Source organism: Clostridium sp. NkU-1, assembly GCA_001312405.1.
Map to the genome: position 1 here is coordinate 62440 of BBDR01000019.1, position 15981 is coordinate 78420.

Here is a 15981-nt window from a genome sequence, read left to right on the forward strand (position 1 = left end):
AATATGAATAGGAAATTTCATGATTCCCTGGCCGGACTGGTCAGGGAAAAGCAGCCCATCGTTCACTGCATCACCAATTATGTGACGGCAGGAGACGTGGCAAATATTATTTTAGCCTGCGGCGGTTCTCCCATTATGGCGGACCAGCCGGAAGAAGCTTCGGAAATATCCGCCCTGGCCGACTGCCTTCTTTTAAACATAGGAACCCCCAAAGAGACTACAGTAGCTGCAATGATAAAAGCCGGTCTGGAAGCAAACCGGCGAAACCATCCAGTCATCTTTGACCCGGTGGGGATTGGTGCCTCCCGTTACCGAACCGAAACGGCTCTTTCCCTTTTAAAGGAAGTAAAGGCAACCGTTATCAGGGGAAATGCATCAGAGCTCCGGATCCTGTTAAAGGAACTGACCGGAACAAACATAAAAAAACGGAAACAGCTCTGATTCCTCAGCCCGGGGAGTTGATGCTTCTTTTTCAGATGAAATAAGGGAAGATACCCTGGAGGCTCTTAAGGAAACAGCCAGGGCACTGAGTGCTGCAACCGGAGCTGTGGCCGTCATGACCGGGGCCATTGATATCGTAGCTTCCGGGAAGGAAACCTGTCTCATCAGGAACGGCTGTCCCCAAATGGCCCGCATTACGGGCAGCGGCTGCATGCTGGACGGTATCATTGCCGCCTATGTGGCATCCGCCGGGCCTGCCTCCTCCCAGCACGCCGTTTTCCAGGCAGCCGCTCTTGCCACGGCTGCTGCCGGCCTCTGTGGGGAGCGGGCTGCTAAAAAAAGCGGAGACGTTCCAGGCTGGTACAGGCAGCTTCCGCTGCTGCTTTATTGATGAGGTTAGCCTCTTGAATGACAGCACCTTAAAAGGAGGGATAAACATTGAAGTTTCATAAAGACATGCTGCTCCTGTATGCGGTAACAGACCAGGCATTTACAGGAGAAAAAAACCTTAACAGCCCAGATCGAAGAAGCTCTTTCTGCCGGGGTGACCCTTCTCCAGCTCCGTGAAAAGCGCATGGATAAAAACGCATTTCTGGAAGAAGCCCTTATGGTCCGCCAGATTACCAGGCGTTACAAAATCCCGCTGATTATCAACGATGATGTGGAAACCGCCCTTAAGTGCGATGCGGATGGCGTACACGTAGGACAGAAGGATTTACCTCCGGCAGAGGTCCGCCGGCTCATCGGGCCAGACCGCATTCTGGCGTGACTGCCAAAAACATAGATCAGGCGAAAAGGGCATGGATGGATGGAGCTGATTATATAGGCGCAGGAGCCATATTTCCAAGTTCCACAAAAAAGGATGCCATTCCCTTATCCCTGGAACAACTGTCTGAAATCTGCCGCTCCGTCCCCATTCCTGTAACAGCAATCGGAGGAATTACCGCTGAAAATGTCTCCAGCCTGAAAGGAACCGGCGCAGCCGGGGCCGCGGTTGTCTCCGGTATATTCGGACAAAGGGATATTACCGAAGCCGTCCACCGCTTAAAAGAACAGCTTTTAAAGGTGGTGAGCCTATGAGCCTGATTCTCCCTTCCTTCCTCACCATAGCAGGCACTGATCCCAGCGGCGGCGCCGGAATACAGGCGGATTTAAAGACCGCAGCGGCTCTGGGTGTCTATGGCTCCAGCGTTGTTACTGCCCTGGTCGCACAAAATACCACAGGTGTATTTCTGACGGAACCAGTTAGTCAGGAGATGCTTGCCGCCCAGCTGGAGGCCGTGTTTACCGATATTCCGCCGCAAGCTGTAAAAATCGGCATGGCCGGGACCTCCGTTTCTATTGAAATCATCGCAGAAAAGCTGAGAAAATATAACCAGTCTCCCGTGATCGTGGACCCGGTCATGGTATCCACCAGCGGGCATTCTCTTTTAAACCCACAGGATGTTAAGACTTTAACAAGCAGGCTGTTCCCCCTGGCAACACTGGTTACCCCCAATATACCGGAAGCAGAAGCCCTTTTATCCACAAAAGGGCAGCGGATATGCACTGGAAAAGATATGGAAGAGGCCGCAATAGAGCTCTCCCAGGTATTTCAGACTTCTTTCCTGTTAAAGGGAGGTCATAATGTCCAGGGTGCTGATGATGTTCTTTGCTGTAACGGATCTGTCACCTGGTTTCCAGGCGAACGGATCAACAATCCAAATACCCATGGAACCGGCTGCACCCTGTCCTCTGCCATTGCCTGCGGACTGGCCGCAGGCATGGGGCTGGAAGAGAGCATCCGCGCAGCAAAGTCCTATTTAAACGGAGCCTTAAGAGCCGGATTAACGATGGGAAAAGGGCGGGGGCCTTTGTGGCATGGGTGGAAAGCTGAAACCCATTCCGCTGGGTGAAACGAAAAGGAAATAAAAACAGGAAACTGAAAAGAAAGCTGTTATGCTGTTTATGGCGGGAAGCATTACCTGTTCCCGCCATAAACAGCAGTTTCGTTTCCTTTTGCAGAATCCCGTTCTATTTGCTTTCCAGTTTCCTGTAAAGATCAATAAGCTCTTCGGCCATGACCTTAAAGACCTCTGTGCTCATCATCTGATCCTCCGCATGAGTCAGGATAAGCCCCATAGACACCGGCTCTCCTGCCGCTTCTCTCTGAATTAGGTCCGCATGAGGCAGGTGTCCCTGCTTCATCATTTCATCTCCCTCTGCAATCAGTTTTTCCGCCTCTTCATATCTTCCTTGTTTTGCTTTTTGCACTGCTTTAATATAATTTGATTTTGCTCCGCCTGCCGCAGTGATTAGCTGAAAGCAAATAAGTTCCATTTCCTGCATCTTTCCACCTTTTCTCTCTATACAGAAACAATCAGCCTGGGCTTGATTTTCCTGTTTTTCATACATTTTGTCAATCACCCTGATAAAAGGCAGGTACACGAAGAATGACAATGTCAGAATCACCACCTGCAGCAGTGCCGTTCTCCAGCCTCCGATTAAAAATCCTGAGATAATGGGCGGGCACGTCCATGGCACCAGAATTCCTTTGTACATGGGGCAAAGTCCCGTATAAATCGCCAGATACTGAATGATTCCCGACAGCACGGGCATCAGCATGAAGGGAATTGCCATAATAGGGTTTAACACGATCGGTGTGCCGAAAAGCACCGGCTCATTGATGTTAAAGAACGCGGGGCCGATCCCCAGCTTGCCGACCTGCTTGCACTGGGTCGATTTGGCAAAAAAATGTAAGGTATATGACCACGCCAATGGTGATCCCTGCCCCTGTAACCGTCATAAACTGATCCAGAAACTGCTGGGTAACAATATGTCCGCCATTTGCCAGAGTCAACTCCCTTCCGCTGTCAATAATTGCCTGATTTGCGGCAGTATTGGCAGTAAGAATGGGTCCCATAATTCCCCCCACAAGAGTTGAGCCATGAATGCCGAAGAACCAGAAAAATGGAATCAAAAATCCCATGGCAATGACTCCTCCAAAGGAATCCGTCAAGCCCTGCAGCGGAATCTGAATGCTCTTATAGATCCATTCCATTGGGGTTGTGGCATACACGTTTTTTTACAATTGCAAAGATAATAGAGGCTGCGATAATGATCACCGCGCCTGGAACCAGAGCCGTAAAAGAGGTTGTCACTCCCTCTGGAACTCCTTCCGGCATTTTAATGGTGATATTTTTCTTTAAAAATACTGTATAAATCCAGCCTACAATGAGTCCGATCAAGATCGCACCGATCATTCCCTGTCCTCCGGTCCAGGTCTTAAAAATAACACCCACAGAAGTCCCCTCCTGACTGGTCACCTGAGACGGCTGAAGCAGCAGATAGGTACACAGAGAAATCACCCCTGCCGGCATCCCGTTATATCCCTCATTTTTCACATAGGTATATGCAATACCAACAGAAGCAATTAAAGCCATAATATTGAAGGTACTTTCAAATGCCTGATTTAACACCGGCGTAATGCCTGCTGCCTTCAGCCAGTCGGAAAAGGGCGTATATGGAAAGTTTGCCAGAAGCAGAAAAATAGAGCCGATGATCATCATTGGCATGGAATACAGCAAGCCATCCTTTAATCCACGAATAGCCTTTGTATTAATAAATACCATCAATTTAGGAATTACTTTATTATTTAAATACTCTTTCATCCTTACTGTCTCTCCCTTTCTATTCTTATTTACCGGCTATTTTCCGGGCAAACTCCAGGACCTTTTTACCATTGCACATGCCGTAATCGATCATGGGGATCACATCCATTGGAACCTGATGACTTTCACATGTCTTTAAAACCTTGTCCTTTAAGTATCCCACCTGAGGCCCAAGCAGTGCGCAGTCCACTCCCCCAGGTTTTCATCCAGGTCATTGACTGGAAATGCCATAATGTCCGCCTCCAGCCCTTCCTCTGCGGCTGCCTGCCTCATTTTACTCACCAGCAGGCTTGTAGACATTCCCTGATTGCAAAATAAACGAATCTTTATCATACCTTTTCCTCCTATAATTCCTCTCCGTTTGTTTTGATTACCTTCTGGAACCAGTAAAAGCTTTCTTTTCTCTTCCTCTCTCCTGTTCCGTTTCCCTGATTGTCCTTATCTACATAGATGAAGCCGTAGCGCTTTTCCATCTCACCTGTCCCTGCGGATACCAGGTCAATACATCCCCATGGAGTATATCCCATGAGATCCACTCCATCCTGGTCCACACATTTTTTTCATTGATTCTATATGGGCCTTTAAATATTCAATCCGGTATCCGTCATGGATCATGCCGTCAGCTCCCGGCTGGTCATAGGCACCAAAGCCATTTTCCACGATAAACAGGGGAAGCCCGTACCTGTCGTACAGCCAGTTCATGGTGTAACGAAGCCCTTCCGGATCAATGGGCCATCCCCACTGGCTTGCCTTTACATAAGGATTTTCCACCCTGTCTCGACCTTCGCGGTAATCATAATCAGGATTATCGTCCTGTGCTTTACAGTAAAGGACATGTAATAGCTGAACCCGATATAATCCACACAGCCCGCTTTAAGCGCCTCCAAGTCTTCCGGTGTGATATCCAGGACCAGATCCTTCCGTTTCCAAAACGCCTTTATGTATTCCGGATACTGTCCTCTTACATGGACGTCTGCAAACCAGCAGCGCTTCTGCATGGAAGACATGGCCATCATCATATCTTTGGGATCGCAGGAGAAGGGATATATGGGGCACATGGCCATCATACAGCCGATCTTAAAATCAGGATTTATCTCATGTCCTGCCTTTACTGCCAGGGCTGATGCTGTCAACTCATAATGGGCCGCCTGGTACATAAGATGTTCCCTGTCATCTCCTTCCTTAAAAAGAAGTCCTGAGTTGGTAAATGGCCCAAAATCTCCTTCATAATCTGCCTGGTTATTGATCTCGTTAAAGGTCATCCAATAGGCCACCTTGTCCCTGTACCGTTCAAAGCATGCTTTGGCAAACTTTACGAACAATTCCACACAGATGCGGCTTCTAAAGCCGCCGTACTTTACCACCAGTTCATAGGGCATTTCAAAATGGGACAGGGTCACTACCGGCTGGATCCCATGCTTTCTGCACTCATCAAACAGGCCATCATAAAAACGGAGGCCTTCTTCATTGGGTTCCTCCTCTTCTCCCGTAGGAAAAATCCTGGTCCAGGCAATGGAGGTGCGGAAACACTGAAAACCCATTTCTGCAAAAAGAAGGATATCTTCTTTATAGCGGTGGTAAAAATCAATGCCCTCATGGTTGGGATAATATTTTCCCTCTATGACCCCATCTGTAATCTCTCGTTCCTTTCCATTGGCTCCGACTGTCATCACATCGGCAATGCTGACGCCTTTGCCTCCTTCCTTCCAGGCTCCTTCCAGCTGATGGGCTGCCACTGCGCCTCCCCACAGAAAATCCTTTCTCAGCATAAGTATTGTTTCCCTCCTTCAATCATTTATCTGTATGGTATCATCAGACCTCCCAAAACTCCAACGAAAAAAATACCACATTCAATCTGGCAGTTCTTCTCCAGTCTGAATGTGGTACCCTTATTCTTCCAGCAGATCGAGCAAAGTCTCATACTCCGGTTCCTGTATCAACCGATTCATCGCCTCCTTATTAAGGGCAAACCGTGCGGTGGTTTCATAGAAGGTCTGACGGTTTCTGTCCTCTTTTCTTCCTATGGAAATCAGCAGGACGATCCGGACCGGAAGCTTGTTCCAGATGACCGGCTCTTTAAGGACCGCCACATAAGCAAAGGTTTCCTCCGAAGCGATCTGGTTCGGGTGAGGGAGTGTAATATAATTTCCATAATCCATCTGTGCAAAGGTCTCCCGCTCAAGCACCAGCTCATAGAAATTTTCATCCACCTTTTCCTGCTTCCTGATCACGCCGCACAGATACTTTAATATGTCTTCCTTATACTTCCCTTCCACCCATGTAAGCAACCGCTCCGGAGTATAATACCGCTTTATGATCCCCCGGCTGTTGCCTCTTCTGAGAGTCCGTGTGATCTTCTGGATATCATCTGCCTCCAGAAACGCCCCTACCTCTACAATAGGCACCGGGACCTCCATGGTGATGGGGACTGCAGAAAAAAATATAATCAATCTTCTGGAAATCAAAATGCTCCAGCTCCAGAAGATCGCAGACATAGATATTCCTTAAATACCCTGAAAATTCATTTTCATATTTGTATTTCAATAACCGGGAGCTGCCCTTTCCCGTGCTGCACACCACAAGAATATCCGAACAGGGATCCATCTTGTCCTTTTCCAAGGCCAATTGGAAGATCAGGGCAAAATATCCGATCTCGTCCTCGGAAATATCCTTTTTGTAATGTTTCTTAAGAACTCCTACCGCTTCATAGGATATCTGATATGCCAGACAATATCTTTGCTTGATGTCTTCCAGGATAGGGTTTTTCAGCGGAATATCAAACCGGATCCTGATATCAAAGGGGACCAGATGCTGATTTAAGGTCATGCGTATCTCAAAATTATTATGCATTTCCAGCCCGTATTCCCTGCTCACCAGTTCCATCATGCCAGGGCCAGCTGATCAGTCTGCTCCCTGATCACAAAATTGGTGTCATTTTCCAGGGTGCTTCCTATCATCCTTTTTCCGGCCAGATAAAGTAAGAGGTAATGTTCCTCATCAGTCGTATAGATAATCTGTTCCTGGGTCTCCACAACAGAAATAAGCTCCCGGATAAGGGCAGATTCCTTTCCTCCTATTTCCGGCAGGCTTTCCTTGTCCATCTGAAGATAAAAGCCGGACTTCATCCGCTTTCTGGCCACATAGGTATATTCCACAAAATTCTCAAAGGCAATCTCGGAAAGGCGGATCCCATACTTCTTTAAAAGGCCTTTTATGACTTCTGCCAGATGGATCAGTTCGCTTTCCTGGTGGCTGATATCCACCCCGGCCAAGCCCTGGCGTTTGATAAAATAGTCGCTTAACAGCCTGCGGATATCAAATTCCGCACCTTGGATCCTGATTCCGTAATTAGGCTTCCGGTCAATGGAAAGGCCGTAGCGCTTTAATATTCCTTCCACCGATTTAAGAGAATTGGACAGGGTGGATTTTGAAACATAGAGAAAATCACAAAGCTCTTCTATCTTGATATAATCCATCCTGGAAACCAGATATGCAAGCAAATACTCTCTTCTCTCACTTTCTCTCTCCGGAAAATGTTCCGTATTTTCCGTTTCTGCCTTTATGTATGCGTCAAATTTCTCCTGGTCATGAATCCGAAGTATATATCCAAATCTCGCTTTTGAGCTTATTTCCGCTCCATGGCCTTCCAGCAGCCCGCTTAAATCCTTCAGTCTCAGCCGTACCGTCTTTACACTGACCTTCAGCCGTTCCGCCAATGTCAAAGCCGTTCTGTATTCTTCCTGACTCAAGAGCATCAGCAATTCCTGCAACTGTTTCCAAAGCATAGCCGTCTCCTTCAAACTTTTGGTCCCACAAAACCTTATTATCAGCATAACATGGTGGACACAATTTTTCCATTTACATTTTTACCACATTAATTCTGGTAAATGCAGGCGTGTGGCCCGGCTGGGGCTCCCATAACATTTCTCCCATCCATAAGAGCCCGTGTCTTTTGACACAGGCTCCAGTAAACTCCACTCATGAATTCTGTTTTACCGTTTATATATCTCCACCATTTCCCTTGCCAGTGCCAAAGTGATCTCTGCTCCCATTAAGATATCCTCACTGTGCACCAGGATCAGCCCGATCCTGGAAAGCTCGCCGTTAGCCTCCTTTGTAATCAGATCCGTATGGATATGATGGGCCTTCTGCATTCGTTCCGATGCTTCGTTCAAATAATGCTCCGCCTCCTTAAACCTTCCGTTCCGGGCAGATTCCAGCGCACACATGCACTCACTCCTGGCCTCTCCCGCATTGCTGATCACCTGCAGGCAGATCATTTCGAGCTCTTCCATCCTTAGTCACCCAGTTCCTTTCTCACCTGATTCAGTACTTTTTCTCCATTCATGGTTCCATAAGCCGTTGGCTCGATGGAAGCAACCGGGCAGCTCACCTGGCGGCTGACAGTACTCATCTGAAATCTTACCTGAGGCCCCATAAGGATCAAATCCGCATCCCCTCCCACCTCCTCTGCAGAGGAAACGGGCGCTGCTGATATCTGACACTCATAAGATGCTGCCTCTGCTGCTGCCTTCATCTTTTTTTACTAAAATACCGGTTGATAATCCGCCGTTGCATAACAATACAATTTTCCTCATCCTTATGATCTCCCATCACTTTCATCAAATATTTCTCCCCGCTCCATCTCAATCATCTTCTTTTCATAGATTTTGAAGAATGGAAAATACAAAATTCCATCCAGTAAAATTAAAACAATAATCAGTATTGGGGCTTTCCAGTCCATAGTGGAAAAAAATGCTCCGATTACAGACGGCATCTGCCAGGACAGCATTGCAAAACTCTTTCCGACAAAGCCCAGCTTCATTAGCAGAAAAGCAACCGTGCCGTTTAAGACGGAAGCTGACAAAAAAGGAATAAAGAATATCGGATTCAACATTAAGGGCAGGCCGAATATGACCGGCTCCGAGATGTTGAAAAAAGCAGGGAGGATTCCCATTCTTCCAATGGTCTTAAGCTGTTTAGATTTTGACATGGACAACATCACAGTCAGAGCCAGAACGGAACCACATCCTCCGATTGCCACAAAATACACCCAAAACGGTGTGGTGAAAATGTTGGGCAAAGCCTGTCCAGCCGTATGGGCAGCCGCGTTGAGGACAAATTCCCATCACGGATGGGAGCCAGAATGCCGGACAGAGCCGCATCGTGGATTCCAAAGAACCAGAATACATGTACCAGCAATGTGATGATGATAGTAAAGCCAAGTTGTCTACAGCCGTTAAAGAGGGCGAAATCATCTGATAAATCAACTTCGGCAGGGTCGTTCCCATCTTGTTCATAACTGCAAATACAAGAATGTAAAGCCCCATAAGAACCGCTCCGGGTATAATGGAAGCAAATACATCAGACAGAGAAGCCGGAACCGTGTCAGGAAGGTTGATCTTCCCGAATTCCCTTTTCCTCATGCAGCAGTAAAGATCAGCCGTCACGATAGACAGCAGCATTGACGCAACAAGACCCTTTCCATCCATAAAGGAGATCTCCACTGTCTTTCCATCCCAGCCCAAAGAGAGAGGTTCTGCAATCAGCATCATAAATCCGCATACTCCCAGCAGAATAGGAAGAAAAGACTCTATCTTTCTGGTTTTACAAAGGAAATGAATAATGCCAATGCAGATATAAAATGACATAGCTCCCAGGGTCAAAGCATTAATCCATGAAAAGATCATGGAATTATTGGCCACAAATTGGGCCCACCCAAGAGTAATTCCTTTTCCCGCAGTTTCTACTGACGGGGCTGAGCTTATGACAGCTGCAATTCCTCCTATAAATGTGATAGGAAGCAATGACATAAATGCATCCCGGATCGCCCGCAGATGGCATTCATTCCCCATTTTGTCAGCCATGGGCATAATATACTTTTCCATCGCCCCACTAATTGATTGTATTCCCATACCATACCTCCTGATTAATATTGTTCTCTCCTGATTGAATTTCCCCCTGATTCAATCACCTCTTTGTACCATGTATAGCTCTTCTTTGGTCTGCGTATCAGACCGTTTTCATAATCCACCGCTACCAGCCCATACCGCTTTTCTGTCCCGTTTTTCCAGGAATATAAGTCAAAAGGTGACCATGCATAATATCCCCTTACATCACAGCCGTCTTCCTTTGCATTTAGAACAGCGTTAATGTGCTGGTTCATGAACTCAATCCGCTCTTTATCATCGATCTGTTCTGCTCCTCCATCCTCATAAAGACCAATGCCGTTTTCCGTAATATAAATGGGCAGATGGTATTTTTTTCCAGCAGCGGCAGATTCCCTCATAAAGGCCCTCTGGAAATATCTCCGTATCCCATTCCGTATAACGGCTGTCCTCTGGCCTTACCTGTTCAAACCAGCCTTTTATGATGGTCCGGGAGGAACCCTTTTCCTGACTTCCCTTGTTATTGACAATCAGCGTCGTCTCTCCGTTCTCGTATGGCCTTATTACCACCCTGGCATAATAGTTAAGTCCCAGAAAATCTACCGTATACTTTTGCATAAGCTCCATATCCGCCGGAAGCATAAAGGATAAGTCGCAGCTCTCAGTCAGTTTGTCCAACAGATCTCCCGGAATCTGTCCCATAGCAGCCACATCAAGAATCCAGTTGTTGTAAAAATTCTCGGCATACCGCTTAGCAATCTGGGATTTTACGGTCATATCCACCCCATAAACCGGGGAAAAGGAATGGACGATTCCGATCTTTCCGTCGCAGGAGCCTTCCCGGTAAGCCTTTACCGCCATGGATGAGGCCAGCATCATGTAATAAGAGGCAGTTACTGTCTCCTGAAGATTTTGGTGACCCGGCGGATAATTTCCAATGAGATAGCCGCTGAAGGTGTAATACCGCGGTTCATTGAAGCTGGTCCAGAGTTTTACCCTGTCTCCAAACCGTTCAAAACAAATCTTTGCAAAATGTGTATAGGCCTCACAGGTTTCCCGGTTCAGCCAGCCTCCCTTATCCTCCAGATACTGAGGCAGGTCCCAATGAAAAAGCGTTACCATGGGAACAATCCCATAGGAAAGACAGGTATCAATCAGGCGGTTATAAAACTTAACGCCCTCTTCATTGACCTCTCCGCTCTGGTTCAAAATAATCCTGGGCCATGCAATAGAAAAGCGGTAACTGTTCTGTCCCCCCTCCTTCATCATCCGGATGTCCTCTTCATACCTGTGATAATGGTCACTGGCCACATCTCCGTTTTCCAGGTTCTTTTCATGCAAGTATTTGTCCCAGTTGGACTGGACTCTGTTTCCTTCCTGGACGCCGCCCTCACATTGGTAGGAAGCCGTTGCGCCTCCCCATAAAAATTCTTTCACGTTTATTTCCTCCTGTGTTTTGCTGCCCTCATTATAACAACGGAAATAAATAAAATAAAATCTGATTTTTCCGCTATGTAACGGAAAAATCAGATTTCCAGAATCATATTCAGATGAGCAGGTCCATAAATCTCTTACAGTCATTGATTTTAGCCAGCTTATGGATGGTGTTGGCCTTAAACAGGTTATCGATCATTACATTATACACCGGGATAATCGTATGATTCCAGGTAGGCGCCATTGCAAAAAGAAAAATTATCTTTACATTATACTCTCCCCACGGCAGCTTATTTTTTAAAATGCAGACGCAGACCGCCGTATGATCCGCATTGTTTTCCATAGCATGGGCAAAGGCAAATCCCGGCTCAAAGGCGGTAGGGGCGATGGCTTCCCGCTGCATCACACTTTCACAGAAGGCCTCCCCAACGTATCCCTGATTCCTTAGTTTTCCGCACATGAAAATGATGGCCTCTTCCCTTGAATTGAATTCCATATCTGTAAAAAAATAAAGAAGGTTTGAACAATGTTTTAAAATAAGTTTTGACACTGCTTACCTGGTTTTCCCGCACAACAGTCAAAAGCTTTTCCTTCTCATGATAATCAAGGAAATTTCTGCAAAGAATCACTGCGACCCCATCGGGAGAGGAGGGAAGAGAAACCGTCGTCAGCACTGCGATGATATCCTTCGGCATATCCTGGGGATAATGAAAGATGGAATAGGTGTAGGCAATCTTCAGCCTACACTCCCCAACCTCGGAAAGACGTTTGGCCATCAATTCCGTTATCTGTTTTCCAAATGGATTGATGAGCACAACCTTTTTCTCCATTCTCCCCATATTGGATTCCATCGTCCGGATGAAATGAATGGTGATCATCCCGATCTCATGCTCGCTGATTTCCACACCTGTAATCCGTTTAAAACGATCTGCAAAATAAATGCTGATATCATATTCCAATGGATACCGTGACTTGACTCGGGGCAGCACAGGATTGATTAAATGCTGTTTATTCCTTTTTCTCTGCAGGACTCCGTCCAATTGGGCTTCCATCTCCTTATGAAACTCCTGATCCCCGGTAAAATCAAAGCCGTATTCCACATTAATTTCAATGAGTATCCTTGAAAGAATGGCTCCGGCCTGGCTTCCTTCCTCCTTTGTGTAATAAAAATCGTTGCGGAACAATTTGTATAAGTATCGAATCTCCTGAGGAGGCAATGAAATACCGAGCATATCAATAAAACCGGTAAGAATATCCTCTATACTGGCCATACCATCGCCGTAAAGCTCCTCTTCAAGGCTTTCCGCCTCCAATTTACAACCAGCGGCAATTCTTTCCGCCATTACCGCCGTACCGATCATCAGGTGCATAATTGTCGTATCATAAAATCGTTTTTCCCTGTAAATACAGCTTCCAAGGATCAGATCCTTCCATTTCAGCACATCCACATATTCAAAATACGGTTGATAGCTTCCCATTTCAAAATACTGGCTCAAATTACTAGTAATCACAAAATAGCTGTAATAATTCCGCTTCTCAATCTCAGAAAGCTCCAGTACCAAATAACCGTTTTTCTTGTATATCCTCCATCTGCTCCATCTTCGCTCCATATTCCGGTTGATCTGTCCCACCAGCTTTGCAAGCATAGAATCACTGATATAAATCGCATCTGCAAGTTCCAGATAAGGAACCTCTTTTTTTAAATAAGACACTGCGGACGATTTCCCGTTTAAGATCTTCCTCCGATTCCAGACCAGCAGCCACTTCGCCGCTCTCCATGCCGTGATCCTTTAAATAATACCCCAGTCCCATCCGGGACAGAATCCCTTCCATACCCAGTTCTGCATTGATCTCCCTGATATCGTTTCTGACTGTCCTGTCACTGACATGGAGCAGACCGGCAATTCTCTGGGATGTAAGAAACTCATGCTCCGATAGCAAATCCAGAATTTTCCTTTGTCTTGATGTCATTAGTACCCCTCCACAAAAACATACAACGGACGTTTAAAAGATTTCATCACATTATAACATACAACGGAGCCTTCATGAACCCTCAAATACTTCCATGGATTTTATTCCAAAAAACAGTACCGGAGGCCTGGAATTGCCAGGCACCGGCACTGCTGTCCGAGTATCTTTATTCGTCTACATCTCTTAGCTTAAATCTGTTCACTAGACTTTTTAACATATGTGCTTGTCCTGAAAGCTCTTCGCTTGCTGCCGCACTTTCTTCTGCTGTTGCGGAGTTGGTCTGCACTACGGCTGAAATCTGTTCAAGCCCTGCTGCAATCTGGTTTACCGCAAAAGATTCTTCATCGGAAGCTTTCGCAATCTGCCGGATTCTTTCATCCACGTTCTTAGACGTATCTACAACAGTAAGAAGAGATCCGGCGGCTTTATCCGCCAGCAATCTACCCTTTTCAATTGAATCCACGGTGCTTTCAATCAATGCGGTTGTATTTTTTTGCGGCCTCGGCTGATTTTCCAGCAAGGTTTCGCACTTCATCCGCTACTACAGAAAATCCCTTGCCTGCCTCTCCGGCACGGGCTGCTTCCACAGCGGCGTTTAAAGCCAGTATGTTGGTTTGGAATGCAATGTCATCAATGGTCCTGATAATTTTTCCGATCTCACGGGAAGTATCGGTGATTTCCTCCATTGCCTTCATTAACTGCTGCATTTGCTGGTTGCTTTCCGCTACCTCCTCTCCTGATTCCTCTGATAAGCGGCTTGCCTGCTGGGCATTGTCCGCATTATTTTTGATCCTTTCAGAAATTTCCATTATAGTAGAAGTAAGCTCTTCCACGGAGCTTGCCTGTTCTGTGGCTCCCTGGCTCAGTGTCTGCGCACTGTCTGACATCTGCCCCGCTCCTGCTGATACCTCGTCGGAAGCAGTATTAATTTCCCCAAGGGTATCGCTTAAATTGCGGTTAATGGTCCTCATGGCGATTAATATCTCCCGATAATCGCCGATGTACTTTTCCTCATATTTCGTTTTGATTCTGAAATTGCCGCTGCTCATTTCATCCAATAAATATTTAATATCCTGAATGATGGTCCTTAAGTTCTCCGCCATTTCCATAAAGTTCCTGGAAAGGACGCCGATTTCATCATTGCTTTGTACGTCTATCTGTATCTCCAGGTTACCGGAAGCGATTTCAGCAGCGGCAGAAACCACGCCGTCAATCGGCTTCAGCGCTTTTCTTAAAACAAAGATAACAATGGCGACCACAGCCATAAGAGACAAAACAGAAACAATCACAATTGTAGCCGTTAATATTTTTGTATCTTTATTTAAGTCAGAAGTATCCAATGCGGTCAGCGCCCACCAATGGGTTCCCTCCACATCAATGGGGTAGAAAAACCGGGATTCTTTATGTCCATCCTCACGTACAGTGGTACAGGAGAAGGCTTTTCCCGAAGCTGCTCCATCTGTGATCTTCTGCATATCCTTTGGATCTTTTAAAAGTTCAGCCAGATTATGGCCAATATCAGCCTCAGATACACTGTCATATACCGTGGTAAAATCATCCGTAAGAATACCAGCATAAAGTGTTTTATAATCTTCGGAGGAAGAGGTTATTTTACTAAAATGGCCAACGTCAATATCAGCTAAAATCACTCCCTGAAACTCATTTTTATACATGACGGGGTATGCAGCAGTGATCATGGTAATGCCCTGGTATTCATAAGGCTTTGTGAAATAAGGCTTGCCGGTTTCTTTTACAGGCATATAATATTCCTTATTGCTGTAATCACTGTATGCACCAAAAGGCTGCACATTTTTATTGGCAGCATCCTCACTGCTCACATAAAACGCATAATCCTCTATATTTTTATCAAACCTGCCTGGCTCAAAAAAGATTCCGAACCCAACGATATCCTCATCTGCCACAATGGCAGAGCACATGCTGTTGATCAAATAATTTTCTACTTCAACGTTTAAATCAGACATTTCCGTGTGATATACTGCGCTCTTTACCTTGGCATTTTCGGAAGAGAGATGACCGAGGTCCCCTGGTCATATGTCTTACTAATATAATCCTGCATTGCTGACGCCTGCTTTGATGCGGCATCCATGATGGCCTGTACCTGGTTTCCATTTGCGTGGGCCAGATTCGTAAGCTCAGAACGGACCGCCGTACTGGTTTCATGACTTGACAGGCTGACAGTTATAATACTTAAAATGGCAAATACCATAAGCAATGCAGCTGTGATCACAATTGCAATCTTCTCTGAAATTTTCCTGTATTTATTCCGATGCGTGTTTCTTTTTCCAATTTTCATGTGTATTTTCCTCGTATCAGTATTTTGTGAAAATTCAGATGTTTTAAATGAAACGGATTTTAAAACATCATGGATATGCCTGTCATTAAAGATCAGGACAGTCCCTATGGTTTTCTATCCAAAGGAAAAGGTATCCCTGCTTGTACAGACCTCTTTAAATATTCTCCCCATTGAACCGGGTCCTTTAATTTTACATATACGTATAAACCGCTTTTATTATTGTATCCTTCCACTCTTACATCTCCTCCCCGTAATCAGCCCATGTTCCTCATTAGCAAAAAGG

Annotated in this window: 20 protein-coding genes and 4 pseudogenes; 4 read left to right on the forward strand and 20 right to left on the reverse strand. The window is 46.0% G+C overall.

All coding sequences use genetic code 11. From position 1 onward, the window contains the following. Window positions 1-3: 3 nt before the first annotated feature. From JCM10519_RS21230 to thiD, 4 genes and pseudogenes are all read left to right on the forward strand, one after another. The gene (locus tag JCM10519_RS21230) at window positions 4-441 is read left to right on the forward strand and encodes a hydroxyethylthiazole kinase (RefSeq protein ID WP_054741662.1); all 438 of its coding nucleotides are present in this window, start codon (window positions 4-6) and stop codon (window positions 439-441) included. 55 nt (window positions 442-496) lie between these two features. Further along, entirely contained in the window at window positions 497-832 is a 336-nt protein-coding gene (locus JCM10519_RS21235; RefSeq protein ID WP_347845064.1) for a hydroxyethylthiazole kinase, read from the forward strand. Window positions 833-985: 153 nt separating this feature from the next. Further along, window positions 986-1521 (forward strand): annotated as a pseudogene (gene thiE / locus JCM10519_RS21240) (thiamine phosphate synthase). After that, complete coding sequence (gene thiD / locus JCM10519_RS21245; RefSeq protein WP_054741666.1) at window positions 1518-2336, forward strand: bifunctional hydroxymethylpyrimidine kinase/phosphomethylpyrimidine kinase; 819 nt, start codon at window positions 1518-1520, stop codon at window positions 2334-2336. Before thiE ends, thiD begins: the two are co-directional and overlap by 4 nt. A gap of 118 nt (window positions 2337-2454) precedes the next feature. Here thiD and JCM10519_RS21250 read toward each other — a convergent pair whose 3' ends face one another. From JCM10519_RS21250 to JCM10519_RS21320, 20 genes and pseudogenes are all read right to left on the reverse strand, one after another. Next, on the reverse strand, window positions 2455-2835 hold the full coding sequence (locus JCM10519_RS21250) for a PTS lactose/cellobiose transporter subunit IIA (RefSeq protein WP_347845065.1): 381 nt from the start codon (window positions 2833-2835) through the stop codon (window positions 2455-2457). Then, window positions 2833-4091, reverse strand: a pseudogene (locus JCM10519_RS21255) (PTS sugar transporter subunit IIC); the annotation flags it as partial. The gene JCM10519_RS21250 and the pseudogene JCM10519_RS21255, both read right to left, overlap by 3 nt. 25 nt (window positions 4092-4116) lie before the next feature. Then, window positions 4117-4424: pseudogene (locus JCM10519_RS21260) on the reverse strand (PTS sugar transporter subunit IIB). An 11-nt stretch (window positions 4425-4435) separates the two neighbouring features. Next, the gene (locus JCM10519_RS32735) at window positions 4436-4618 is read right to left on the reverse strand and encodes a family 1 glycosylhydrolase (RefSeq protein ID WP_347845066.1); all 183 of its coding nucleotides are present in this window, start codon (window positions 4616-4618) and stop codon (window positions 4436-4438) included. Window positions 4619-4702: 84 nt separating this feature from the next. Further along, window positions 4703-5860 (reverse strand): annotated as a pseudogene (locus JCM10519_RS21265) (family 1 glycosylhydrolase). A gap of 120 nt (window positions 5861-5980) precedes the next feature. Then, window positions 5981-6496, reverse strand: coding sequence for a PTS sugar transporter subunit IIA (locus JCM10519_RS21270; RefSeq protein ID WP_054741668.1), 516 nt, complete (start codon window positions 6494-6496; stop codon window positions 5981-5983). Then, window positions 6456-6977: a PRD domain-containing protein gene (locus tag JCM10519_RS21275; protein ID WP_054741670.1), complete on the reverse strand. Its 522-nt coding sequence runs from the start codon at window positions 6975-6977 to the stop codon at window positions 6456-6458. The genes JCM10519_RS21270 and JCM10519_RS21275 overlap by 41 nt, the downstream gene beginning before the upstream one ends. Next, the gene (locus tag JCM10519_RS21280) at window positions 6974-7876 is read right to left on the reverse strand and encodes an HTH domain-containing protein (protein ID WP_054741673.1); all 903 of its coding nucleotides are present in this window, start codon (window positions 7874-7876) and stop codon (window positions 6974-6976) included. Before JCM10519_RS21280 ends, JCM10519_RS21275 begins: the two co-directional genes overlap by 4 nt. Window positions 7877-8083: 207 nt before the next feature. Then, a complete protein-coding gene (locus JCM10519_RS21285; RefSeq protein ID WP_054741675.1) occupies window positions 8084-8386 on the reverse strand; it encodes a PTS lactose/cellobiose transporter subunit IIA in 303 nt (100 codons plus the stop codon). A gap of 2 nt (window positions 8387-8388) precedes the next feature. Beyond that, entirely contained in the window at window positions 8389-8628 is a 240-nt protein-coding gene (locus JCM10519_RS21290; RefSeq protein ID WP_347845053.1) for a PTS sugar transporter subunit IIB, read from the reverse strand. A gap of 63 nt (window positions 8629-8691) precedes the next feature. Beyond that, window positions 8692-9144: a PTS transporter subunit EIIC gene (locus JCM10519_RS32740; RefSeq protein WP_347845054.1), complete on the reverse strand. Its 453-nt coding sequence runs from the start codon at window positions 9142-9144 to the stop codon at window positions 8692-8694. Continuing rightward, window positions 9071-10006 (reverse strand): PTS transporter subunit EIIC, encoded by a 936-nt coding sequence (locus JCM10519_RS21295; protein ID WP_347845055.1) that lies wholly within the window; start codon window positions 10004-10006, stop codon window positions 9071-9073. Before JCM10519_RS21295 ends, JCM10519_RS32740 begins: the two co-directional genes overlap by 74 nt. Window positions 10007-10020: 14 nt before the next feature. Then, window positions 10021-10380, reverse strand: a complete 360-nt coding sequence (locus JCM10519_RS32745) for a family 1 glycosylhydrolase (protein WP_347845056.1) — start codon at window positions 10378-10380, stop codon at window positions 10021-10023. Next, a complete protein-coding gene (locus tag JCM10519_RS21300) occupies window positions 10304-11416 on the reverse strand; it encodes a glycoside hydrolase family 1 protein (protein ID WP_347845057.1) in 1113 nt (370 codons plus the stop codon). Before JCM10519_RS21300 ends, JCM10519_RS32745 begins: the two co-directional genes overlap by 77 nt. Window positions 11417-11525: 109 nt before the next feature. After that, window positions 11526-11909, reverse strand: a complete 384-nt coding sequence (locus JCM10519_RS32750) for a PTS sugar transporter subunit IIA (protein ID WP_347845058.1) — start codon at window positions 11907-11909, stop codon at window positions 11526-11528. Next, the gene (locus JCM10519_RS21305) at window positions 11824-13125 is read right to left on the reverse strand and encodes a PRD domain-containing protein (protein WP_347845059.1); all 1302 of its coding nucleotides are present in this window, start codon (window positions 13123-13125) and stop codon (window positions 11824-11826) included. The genes JCM10519_RS32750 and JCM10519_RS21305 overlap by 86 nt, the downstream gene beginning before the upstream one ends. Then, window positions 13064-13384 (reverse strand): HTH domain-containing protein, encoded by a 321-nt coding sequence (locus JCM10519_RS32755; RefSeq protein ID WP_347845060.1) that lies wholly within the window; start codon window positions 13382-13384, stop codon window positions 13064-13066. The genes JCM10519_RS21305 and JCM10519_RS32755 overlap by 62 nt, the downstream gene beginning before the upstream one ends. A gap of 166 nt (window positions 13385-13550) precedes the next feature. After that, window positions 13551-13847 carry a hypothetical protein gene (locus JCM10519_RS21310; RefSeq protein WP_347845061.1) on the reverse strand — a complete coding sequence of 99 codons (297 nt, stop codon included), beginning with the start codon at window positions 13845-13847 and terminating at the stop codon, window positions 13551-13553. 7 nt (window positions 13848-13854) lie between these two features. Beyond that, window positions 13855-15366: a methyl-accepting chemotaxis protein gene (locus tag JCM10519_RS21315; RefSeq protein ID WP_054741679.1), complete on the reverse strand. Its 1512-nt coding sequence runs from the start codon at window positions 15364-15366 to the stop codon at window positions 13855-13857. Window positions 15367-15389: 23 nt separating this feature from the next. Next, the gene (locus JCM10519_RS21320; protein WP_054741681.1) at window positions 15390-15698 is read right to left on the reverse strand and encodes a hypothetical protein; all 309 of its coding nucleotides are present in this window, start codon (window positions 15696-15698) and stop codon (window positions 15390-15392) included. Between the last annotated feature and the right edge of the window lie 283 nt (window positions 15699-15981).

What these genes read in the sequence shown, in the direction of transcription:
- JCM10519_RS21230 (WP_054741662.1), top strand. Translation starts at nt 4, where the DNA reads ATGAATAGGAAATTTCATGATTCCCTGGCCGGACTGGTCAGGGAAAAG.
- thiD (WP_054741666.1), top strand. Translation starts at nt 1,518, where the DNA reads ATGAGCCTGATTCTCCCTTCCTTCCTCACCATAGCAGGCACTGATCCC.
- JCM10519_RS21250 (WP_347845065.1), bottom strand. Translation starts at nt 2,835, where the DNA reads ATGTATGAAAAACAGGAAAATCAAGCCCAGGCTGATTGTTTCTGTATA.
- JCM10519_RS32735 (WP_347845066.1), bottom strand. Translation starts at nt 4,618, where the DNA reads ATGGGATATACTCCATGGGGATGTATTGACCTGGTATCCGCAGGGACA.
- JCM10519_RS21275 (WP_054741670.1), bottom strand. Translation starts at nt 6,977, where the DNA reads ATGATGGAACTGGTGAGCAGGGAATACGGGCTGGAAATGCATAATAAT.
- JCM10519_RS21280 (WP_054741673.1), bottom strand. Translation starts at nt 7,876, where the DNA reads ATGCTTTGGAAACAGTTGCAGGAATTGCTGATGCTCTTGAGTCAGGAA.
- JCM10519_RS21285 (WP_054741675.1), bottom strand. Translation starts at nt 8,386, where the DNA reads ATGGAAGAGCTCGAAATGATCTGCCTGCAGGTGATCAGCAATGCGGGA.
- JCM10519_RS21290 (WP_347845053.1), bottom strand. Translation starts at nt 8,628, where the DNA reads ATGAAGGCAGCAGCAGAGGCAGCATCTTATGAGTGTCAGATATCAGCA.
- JCM10519_RS21295 (WP_347845055.1), bottom strand. Translation starts at nt 10,006, where the DNA reads ATGGGAATACAATCAATTAGTGGGGCGATGGAAAAGTATATTATGCCC.
- JCM10519_RS32745 (WP_347845056.1), bottom strand. Translation starts at nt 10,380, where the DNA reads ATGAGGGAATCTGCCGCTGCTGGAAAAAAATACCATCTGCCCATTTAT.
- JCM10519_RS32750 (WP_347845058.1), bottom strand. Translation starts at nt 11,909, where the DNA reads ATGGAATTCAATTCAAGGGAAGAGGCCATCATTTTCATGTGCGGAAAA.
- JCM10519_RS32755 (WP_347845060.1), bottom strand. Translation starts at nt 13,384, where the DNA reads ATGACATCAAGACAAAGGAAAATTCTGGATTTGCTATCGGAGCATGAG.
- JCM10519_RS21315 (WP_054741679.1), bottom strand. Translation starts at nt 15,366, where the DNA reads ATGTCTGATTTAAACGTTGAAGTAGAAAATTATTTGATCAACAGCATG.
- JCM10519_RS21320 (WP_054741681.1), bottom strand. Translation starts at nt 15,698, where the DNA reads ATGAAAATTGGAAAAAGAAACACGCATCGGAATAAATACAGGAAAATT.